Below are 7,641 nucleotides of genomic sequence, written 5' to 3'. Positions count from 1 at the left end.
CCGTCTCCTCCCCCCCCGCCGCGCGGCCGCCATCGTCACCGGTGTCCTCACGGCGGCGGGCGGCTATCTGGTCGGCACCCTCCGGGCCCGCCGCGCCGGCACCACGTTCACCGTCGTCCGCATCGACCCGGAGACGGTGTCCCGGGTCGATGCGGACGGAACGTCTCCGGCGGCGGAGACGACGGCCGGGACGTCCGACCGGCCGACCCCGGCATACCGCCCCGCTGACGGGGCGGTCCCGACACCGCGCACGGCGACCCCGGCACCGCACGCCCCCGGGCCGGCCGCGGTGGCCGGCGTCGTCGACGCCGGTACCGGGCCCGCACTCGCACACGCGGGAACCGACACCGGCGATGACACCGGCAGCTCCGCCCCACAACGCGCGAGAGCCGCCGGGGCACTCGCCGGGGACGCCGCCGGCGCACCACCGGCCCGGGCGGACGTCCCCCGGCCGGCCCGGGCGGACGTCCCCCGGCCGGCCCCGGCGGGCGACCACGGCCGGGCACGCGCGGGCGACCACGGCCGGGCACGCGCGGGCGACCACGGCGGCGCGGGTACGGACGACCGCGACCGGGCAGGCACGGCAGGCACGGGCAGCGTGGACTTCGTGGAGGGAGCGGGTAGCGGATGAGCGACGCGCGGGTGCCGATCCTGATGTACCACGCGGTCTCCGCCGTGCCGAGCGAGGCGACCCGCGCCCTGTCGGTGACACCGCAGGCGTTCGCCGCGCAGATGGCGCTGATCGCGGACCGCGGCCTGACGCCGCTGACCACCGCCGCCCTCGCGGCGCGGTGGCGCGCCGGCCGGCCGCTGCCCGCCCGCCCGGTGCTGATCACCTTCGACGACGGCTACGCGGGCGTGCACCGGCACGCCCTGCCCGTGCTGGCCGAGCACGGCTTCCCGGCCACGCTGTTCGTCTCCACCGGCTGGATCAGGGGGACCTACGACACCGGCCGCGGCCTGGACACCATGCTGGACTGGCGGCAGGTGCGGGAACTGGCCGCGGCGGGCGTCGAGATCGGCGGCCACAGCCACACCCACCCGCAGCTCGACCAGCTCGGCGACGGCTCCCTGCGCGCCGAGCTGACCCGCTGCCGGGACATCGTCGCCGACGAACTGGGCGCCCTGCCGGTGTCGTTCGCGTACCCGTACGGCTACTCCAGCCGCCGGGTGCGCGCGGCGGTGCGCGAGAACGGCTTCGCGCAGGCGCTCGCCGTCGGCAACGCCCTGGCCCGGCGCCCGCAGGGGCCGTACGCCCTGCGGCGGGTGACGGTGCGGCGCGGCACCACCACCGAGGAGTTCGAGCGGCTCCTCGCCGGCCGGGCCGTCGCCCGCGCCTTCGCCGTGGACCGCGCCCTGACCAAGGGCTACGCGGTCGTCCGCCGGACCCGCCGGACGGTCCGGCTCGCGGCGGACGCCCTCGGCTGACGCCCCCGCACGTCCCACAGGCCCGTCGTACCCGCCGTGCGCCGCCCGGCGGGTACGGCGCCACGGCCGGCCGTACGGGACACGCGCGACACACCGCGCACACCTCGGAAACCGGGTGCGGACGGGGCCCACGTGCCCGATCATGGGCGGCATGGCTGCCGCACTCCCACACGACGCTCTGCCGATCCGGCTCACCGTCGACGACTCCGACTCGCCGTCCGACGTCGTCGACGCGCTGTTCCTCGGCCGCTTCGCGACGGGCGAGCAACCGTTCTCGCACGCGGCGAACATCGACCGCGTCCGCAGCGGCGCGACCCTGCTGCCGCCGCAGGCCCGGGTGCTGCGCGTCGCCCGCGACGACGACCGCAGCGCCACCCTCGCCGAGGGCGACGGCTGGACGCTGCTGGTCTCCCGCTGGAACCGGGGCGCCGACGTCACCGTCACCGCCACCACCGCCGAACTGGCCGCGAAGGTGCTGAACGAGGCGACGGACGGCGCGGCCGACGAGCCGGAACCCCAGCCGGAGAACGTCACCATGGGCTTCTGGTACGTCTCCCCGCGCCGGGGCCCGCACCGCACGACCCGGCAGATCTCCGCGGGCACCTGGGACGAGGTGCGCGCCAACTACACCGCGCCGGTGGCGGACGCGATGGACCGCCTGATGGCGACGACCCCCGAGGACATCGCCGGCCGGCTGCTCCTGCTGCACGGCCCGCCCGGCACCGGCAAGACCTCCGCGCTGCGCACCCTCGCCCGCTCCTGGCGGGACTGGTGCCAGGTGGACTGCGTCCTCGACCCGGAGCGGCTGTTCTCCGACGTGGGCTACCTGATGGACATCGCGATCGGCGAGGACGACTCCACGGGCAAGGGCCGCTGGCGGCTGCTGCTCCTGGAGGACTGCGACGAGCTGATCCGCGGCGAGGCCAAGCACACCGCCGGGCAGGCCCTTTCCCGGCTGCTGAACCTCACCGACGGCCTGCTCGGCCAGGGGCGCAACGTCCTGGTCGGTGTCACCACCAACGAGGACCTGGAGCGCCTGCACCCGGCCGTGGTCCGCCCCGGCCGCTGCCTGGCCCGGATCGAGGTGGGCCCGCTGACCCGGCCCGAGGCGGTCGGCTGGCTCGGCACCGAGGAGGGCGTCGGCCGCGACGGCGCCACCCTGGCGGAGCTGTACGCGCTGCGCCGGGGCATCTCGCCCACCGCGCTGCCGGAGCCGCGCACCGGCACGGACGCGGGGCTGTACCTGTGATGCTTTGATGGAGGCATGCCTGTGTACGTCGGCACCTCGGGGTGGCAGTACAAGGACTGGAAGGGCGTCCTGTACCCGCCGGAGGTGCCGACGCGCCGGTGGCTGGAGGTGTACGCCGCGCACTTCGCCACCGTCGAGATCAACAACGCCTTCTACCGGCTGCCCTCGCGGGAGACCTTCGAGGCATGGCGGGAGCGGGTGCCGGCGGACTTCGTGGTCGCGGTCAAGGCGAGCCGCTACCTGACGCACATCAAACGGCTGCGGGACCCCGAGGAGCCGGTGGGCCGGCTGCTGCGCCACGCGTCCGGCCTGGGCGAGCGCCTCGGTCCCGTCCTGCTCCAGCTGCCGCCGACCCTGCGCGCCGACGCGGGCCTGCTGAGCGCCTGTCTGTCCTGCTTCCCGCCCGGTGTCCGGGTCGCCGTGGAACCCCGACACGCCTCCTGGTGGACCCCGGCCGTCCGGTCGGTCCTGGAGCTCCACGGCGCGGCGCTGTGCTGGGCCGACGTACGCGCCCGCCCCGCGAGCCCGTTGTGGCGCACCGCCGACTGGGGATACGTCCGGTTCCACGAGGGCATCGCCCAGCCGTGGCCGCGCTACGGCCGCCGCGCGCTGGCGACCTGGCTGCTGCGGATCGCGGCGACCTGGCCGGACGACGCGGACGTCTACGCGTACTTCAACAACGACCCGGGCGGGGCGGCGGTCCGCAACGCGCGCCTGTTCGCCCGGACTGCCCCCGGAGTGGGTCTGCACCCGACCCGCACCGCCCTGGCCTCCCTCACGTGACGGCGCGGCACCGCCACCGCAGGCCCCGGCACGGAACGCACACGCACACGGCGCTCGCGTGCCGTGGAGCGCCGCCCTCCCACGGCGACGGCGCTCGGCCGACCGCGACGCCTGCCACGGGCGCCGCCGCCCCGCCACCGTCCGGGCACTCCCCCGGCGCCGCCGCCCCGCCAGTGCGGAACCCCGGCTGGGCTGCCCACCGTCCCGGGCCCTCACGGCTACGCCGCCCGCCGCCCCGAGAGCCCTCACGGGGCAGGCCAGGGCGTCGGCCGTCCCGGCCTGCTCAGGCGGTCCCGCGCCCCGCCCGGTCCGCCTCGTGGGCCGCCCGCAGGGCGTCCCGTACGGCGGCCAGGGCCGCCTCCTCCCCCAGGCCCAGCCGCCGAGCCCGCTCCGCGTAGACCTGCGCCGCAGCGGCCAGCTCCCGCTCCGCCGCCGAGCCCGCGGCGGCCACGAACGTGCCGTTGCGGCCCCGGGTCTCGATCACCCCGTCCGTCTCCAGCGCGCGGTAGGCCTTGGCCACCGTGTTCACGGCCAGCCCCAGCGACTCCGCCAGCCCGCGCACCGTCGGCAGGCGGTACCCCACCGGCAGCGCGCCCGACCGGGCCTGCTCGGAGATCTGCGCCCGCACCTGTTCGTACGGCGGAGCGGCGCCCTCATCGATGTGGATCTTCAACGTCACGCCTCGATTCTCCCCCACCCGCCGGAAAGGGGGAGGCACCGGAAAAGGGTGGGGAGGCACCGGAAAAGGGTGGGGAGGCACCGGAAAATGGGAGGCACCGGAGCATCCGCCCGCCGTACCGTCCGCGCATATGACCGTCATCATCCGCGATCTCCGTCCCGAGGTGCCCGCCGACGCCGAGGGCTTCCTCGGCACCCGTCGCCGCGCGCTGCCCTACCTGGTGTCCACCCCGGCGTCCCTGCGCCACGAGCACGCCCACACCCATCCCGACGCCCACGCCCGCAAGCTGGTCGCCGAGGAGGACGGCGAGATCATCGGGACGGCCCAGGTACGGGTCGCCCATGACAGCCCGGAGCCCGGAAGGGGCTCGGTCAACGTGTACGTGGACCCGGCCCGTACCGGACGCGGCGCGGGCTCGCTGCTGGCGCGGGCCGGCGAGGAGCACCTGGCGGCGCACGGGGTGACCGAGGTGTACGCCTGGGTGCTGGACACGCCGGACGACCGTGCCTGGGCCGAGCGGCGCGGCTACCGGCCGAGCCGCTCGGCGCACTTCCTCTCCCTGGACCTGGCCGGCGCCGCGCTGCCACCGCTGCCCGACCCGCTGCCCGCGGGCGTCGAACTGCGCACGGCCGCCGACTACGCGGACGACCCGCGCCCGCTGTTCCGGCTGGACGCGGAGACGGTGTCCGACGAACCGGGCGACCTGCCCTCGGAGTTCACGGACTACGAGACCTGGCTCGCGGAGAGCTGGAGGAACCCGCTCGTCGACCCGGAGCTGACGGCGGTCGCGGTCGTCGACGGCCGTCCCGCCGCCTTCACCCTGGCCTACACCGACGGGGCCACGCGCTACCTCAGCGGTATGACCGGCACCGCCCGCGCGTTCCGCGGCCGGGGTCTGGCGAAACTCGCCAAGGCGCACTCCCTGCTCCGTGCCCGCGCGGCGGGGTACACGCAGGCGTACACCGGCAACGACGCGGAGAACGGGCCGATGCTGGCGATCAACAGGTGGTTCGGGTACGAGATCCGTGCGACGGAGGTGCGGCATGTCCGCGAACTCGGCTGACCGGTCCGGCACGGTGGACGTCGTCCTCGTCAAGGCCGGCCGGACCAAGATCCGGTACCCGGCTCGGCTGCTGGCGGACGACGGCACCCGGATCGCCGTCCGCGCGCCCTGGGCGGGCGGCGGGACGCGCGACTTCGGCTTCGTGCGCTTCGAGCCGGGCGACGTGTTCACCGAGTACTACTGGCGGGACCGGTGGTACTCGGTGAAGGAGGTCCGGGACGCCGCCGGCGCGGTGAAGGGCTGGTACTGCGACATCACCCGGCCGGCCGTCCTGTCCGGCGCGGAGCTGGTCGTGGAGGACCTGGACCTGGACCTGTGGCGCTCCGCCGACGGCGAGGACGTACGGCGGCTGGACGAGGACGAGTTCGAGGAGAGCGGGCTGCTCAGGTCGGACCCGGACGCCGCGTCCGCCGCGCTGTCCGCCCTGGACGAACTGGAGTCCCTGGCGCGCGGGGAGCGCTTCGGGACCCTGTTCGCCTAGGGACCTTCACAACAGGCCCCGGCCCGGGCCCGACCGTGGGCCCTCGGTCAGCCCGTGGGCTCCGCGCCGTGGCCCGGAACGTCCGCGACGACGGCGTACCGCGCGTCCGTGACCGGTCCGCCCCACAGCCGTGCGTCGTCGGACAGCCACTCGACGCACGGCCGGTCCGTGAGCGAGGTGAGCAGGGCGGTGAGCCGGTCCGCCGGAACGCCGACCGGGTCGGTGTCGCCCCACACCCCCTCCACCAGCACGAACCGGCCTCCGGGACGCAACAGCCCGGCCCAGTGGCGCAGGACGCGGCCGGGCTCGGGCAGGGTCCACAGCACATGCCGTACGAGGACGACGTCGAACCGGCGCGCGCCGACCGGTGGTGCCGCCGCGTCACCGAGGAGGAACACCGCGTCATGCCCGGCGAGCTTGGCGCGGGCCAGGCCGAGCATGGCGGGCGAGGCGTCGACCCCGGTGACGCGGTGTCCCTGCTCGGCGGCGAGGAGCGACAGACTGCCGGTGCCGCAGCCGAGGTCGAGGACGTCGGCGGGAGGTCCCGGCAGCCAGCGGCGCAGCCGGTCCGCCCAGGCGGCGCGCACCCCCGGTTCGCGCAGTCCGTGGTCGGGTTCGTCGTCGAAGGCGGTCGCGGCCGTGTCCCAGTCGTACGTCATGCGCCACAGGGTGACACCCACCACTGACTGTACGAATCGTGACAACGGCCACTGACAGATCGGTGCTCGATGAGGAACTCTCCTGCAACGGGTCTACCTCCGTGAGAACGCGGAACCCGGTGGATCCTGAAGGAGGCAGCCATGCGCCGTGTGACCGTGCAGAAGCCCCTGAAGAAGACGGACCGCCAGAAGGTCCGCGAGGAAGTCGACGAGCGTCCGGCGGGCCGCCCCGAGATCCGCAAGGACATCGCCCGCACCTGGTGGCCTGACGGCTGAGCGGCGCGCCTCCCCCGGGTTGTCTGATGTCAGGCTCAGCGGTTCCTTAACGCGACCATAAGGATCTCCATCGCCCGCTTCAGGCGGGCGATTTCGCGGTCCTGGCGGGCTACTTTCGGTGCGCCCCCACGGGATTCACACCCGCCGGACCGCCTCCGAGGAGTTCCCCCATGCCCGCACGCCGTACGGCCGCCGTCGTCGCCGCTCTCGGCCTCGCCCCGCTCGCCCTCACCGCGCTGGCCGCGTCCCCGGCCGCCGCGCACGGTTCGATGGGCGACCCGGTCAGCCGGGTGGCGCAGTGCTACGCGGAGGGGCCGGAGAGCCCGAAGTCCGCCGCCTGCGCCGCGGCGGTCGCGGCCGGCGGCACCCAGGCGCTGTACGACTGGAACGGTGTCCGCATCGGCGACGCGGGCGGTCGCCACCGGGAGCTGATCCCGGACGGCAGGCTGTGCAGCGCGGGCAACGAGGCCTTCAAGGGCCTGGACCTGGCCCGCGCGGACTGGCCGGCGACCGGGGTGAGCAGCGGCTCGTACACGTTCAAGTACCGGGTGACGGCCCCGCACAAGGGCACCTTCAAGGTGTACGTCACCAAGGCCGGTTACGACCCGACGCGGCCGCTCGCCTGGTCCGACCTGGATCTGCAGCACCCGGTGGCGACGGCCGTCGACCCGGTCGCGACGGGCGGCTTCTACTCCTTCTCCGGCACGCTCCCGGAGCGCTCGGGCCGTCATCTGCTGTACGCGGTCTGGCAGCGCTCGGACAGCCCGGAGGCCTTCTACTCCTGCTCGGACGTGGTGTTCGGATCCGGTGACGGCTCCGCGCCGGCCGCCTCCGCACCGTCCGAGGAGCAGATCGAGGCGGGCGCCGACAAGTCGACGATCGAGCACCACGGCCACGGGGACGACGACGCGACCACGACGACGGACCCCGGCCGCGCCGCTGACGGGGCGTCCGGGGACCGGACCGGGACCCCGGACGCCGAAGCCCCGGCCTCGGACGCGGCGTCCGCGGTCGTGGTGGCCC

The 7,641-nt window shown here is 75.3% G+C and carries 9 protein-coding genes and 1 pseudogene; 8 read left to right on the top strand and 2 right to left on the bottom strand.

The features are described from left to right. From ACSLTV_RS35535 to ACSLTV_RS35520, 4 genes and pseudogenes are all read left to right on the top strand, one after another. Positions 1–631: pseudogene (locus ACSLTV_RS35535) on the top strand (hypothetical protein); the annotation flags it as partial. Next, positions 628–1,428, top strand: coding sequence for a polysaccharide deacetylase family protein (locus ACSLTV_RS35530; protein WP_432138520.1), 801 nt, complete (start codon positions 628–630; stop codon positions 1,426–1,428). The pseudogene ACSLTV_RS35535 and the gene ACSLTV_RS35530, both read left to right, overlap by 4 nt. Before the next feature lie 151 nt (positions 1,429–1,579). Continuing rightward, the gene (locus ACSLTV_RS35525; RefSeq protein WP_432138521.1) at positions 1,580–2,677 is read left to right on the top strand and encodes a DUF5925 domain-containing protein; all 1,098 of its coding nucleotides are present in this window, start codon (positions 1,580–1,582) and stop codon (positions 2,675–2,677) included. A gap of 15 nt (positions 2,678–2,692) precedes the next feature. Beyond that, complete coding sequence (locus ACSLTV_RS35520) at positions 2,693–3,460, top strand: DUF72 domain-containing protein (protein WP_432138522.1); 768 nt, start codon at positions 2,693–2,695, stop codon at positions 3,458–3,460. Between the two features lie 283 nt (positions 3,461–3,743). Here the strand turns inward: ACSLTV_RS35520 and ACSLTV_RS35515 are convergent, their stop codons facing one another. Continuing rightward, positions 3,744–4,139, bottom strand: coding sequence for a GntR family transcriptional regulator (locus ACSLTV_RS35515; RefSeq protein WP_432138523.1), 396 nt, complete (start codon positions 4,137–4,139; stop codon positions 3,744–3,746). 130 nt (positions 4,140–4,269) lie between these two features. Here ACSLTV_RS35515 and ACSLTV_RS35510 point away from each other — a divergent pair, with 130 nt between their 5' ends. After that, positions 4,270–5,202 (top strand): N-acetyltransferase family protein, encoded by a 933-nt coding sequence (locus ACSLTV_RS35510; protein ID WP_432138524.1) that lies wholly within the window; start codon positions 4,270–4,272, stop codon positions 5,200–5,202. Then, a complete protein-coding gene (locus ACSLTV_RS35505) occupies positions 5,183–5,683 on the top strand; it encodes a DUF402 domain-containing protein (protein ID WP_432138525.1) in 501 nt (166 codons plus the stop codon). The genes ACSLTV_RS35510 and ACSLTV_RS35505 overlap by 20 nt, the downstream gene beginning before the upstream one ends. A 47-nt stretch (positions 5,684–5,730) precedes the next feature. Here the strand turns inward: ACSLTV_RS35505 and ACSLTV_RS35500 are convergent, their stop codons facing one another. Continuing rightward, positions 5,731–6,342, bottom strand: coding sequence for a class I SAM-dependent methyltransferase (locus ACSLTV_RS35500; protein ID WP_435613676.1), 612 nt, complete (start codon positions 6,340–6,342; stop codon positions 5,731–5,733). A gap of 141 nt (positions 6,343–6,483) precedes the next feature. Between ACSLTV_RS35500 and ACSLTV_RS35495 the strand changes: the two genes are divergently transcribed. Further along, positions 6,484–6,618, top strand: coding sequence for a hypothetical protein (locus ACSLTV_RS35495; RefSeq protein ID WP_432138527.1), 135 nt, complete (start codon positions 6,484–6,486; stop codon positions 6,616–6,618). A 170-nt stretch (positions 6,619–6,788) separates the two neighbouring features. Next, the coding region (locus ACSLTV_RS35490; RefSeq protein WP_435613675.1) for a lytic polysaccharide monooxygenase auxiliary activity family 9 protein at positions 6,789–7,641 on the top strand (853 nt) is incomplete at its 3' end.

The sequence above is a fragment of the Streptomyces sp. bgisy159 genome (genome assembly GCF_965341775.1).
Taxonomy (GTDB): domain Bacteria; phylum Actinomycetota; class Actinomycetes; order Streptomycetales; family Streptomycetaceae; genus Streptomyces.
Note: the sequence above shows the minus strand (reverse complement) of the source record. Positions and strands in the feature narration are given on the sequence as shown.

Excerpts from the sequence above, each read along its gene's own strand:
- ACSLTV_RS35510 (WP_432138524.1), top strand. The coding sequence starts at position 4,270 with ATGACCGTCATCATCCGCGATCTCCGTCCCGAGGTGCCCGCCGACGCC.
- ACSLTV_RS35495 (WP_432138527.1), top strand. The coding sequence starts at position 6,484 with ATGCGCCGTGTGACCGTGCAGAAGCCCCTGAAGAAGACGGACCGCCAG.
- ACSLTV_RS35500 (WP_435613676.1), bottom strand. The coding sequence starts at position 6,342 with ATGACGTACGACTGGGACACGGCCGCGACCGCCTTCGACGACGAACCC.
- ACSLTV_RS35525 (WP_432138521.1), top strand. The coding sequence starts at position 1,580 with ATGGCTGCCGCACTCCCACACGACGCTCTGCCGATCCGGCTCACCGTC.
- ACSLTV_RS35530 (WP_432138520.1), top strand. The coding sequence starts at position 628 with ATGAGCGACGCGCGGGTGCCGATCCTGATGTACCACGCGGTCTCCGCC.
- ACSLTV_RS35520 (WP_432138522.1), top strand. The coding sequence starts at position 2,693 with ATGCCTGTGTACGTCGGCACCTCGGGGTGGCAGTACAAGGACTGGAAG.
- ACSLTV_RS35505 (WP_432138525.1), top strand. The coding sequence starts at position 5,183 with ATGTCCGCGAACTCGGCTGACCGGTCCGGCACGGTGGACGTCGTCCTC.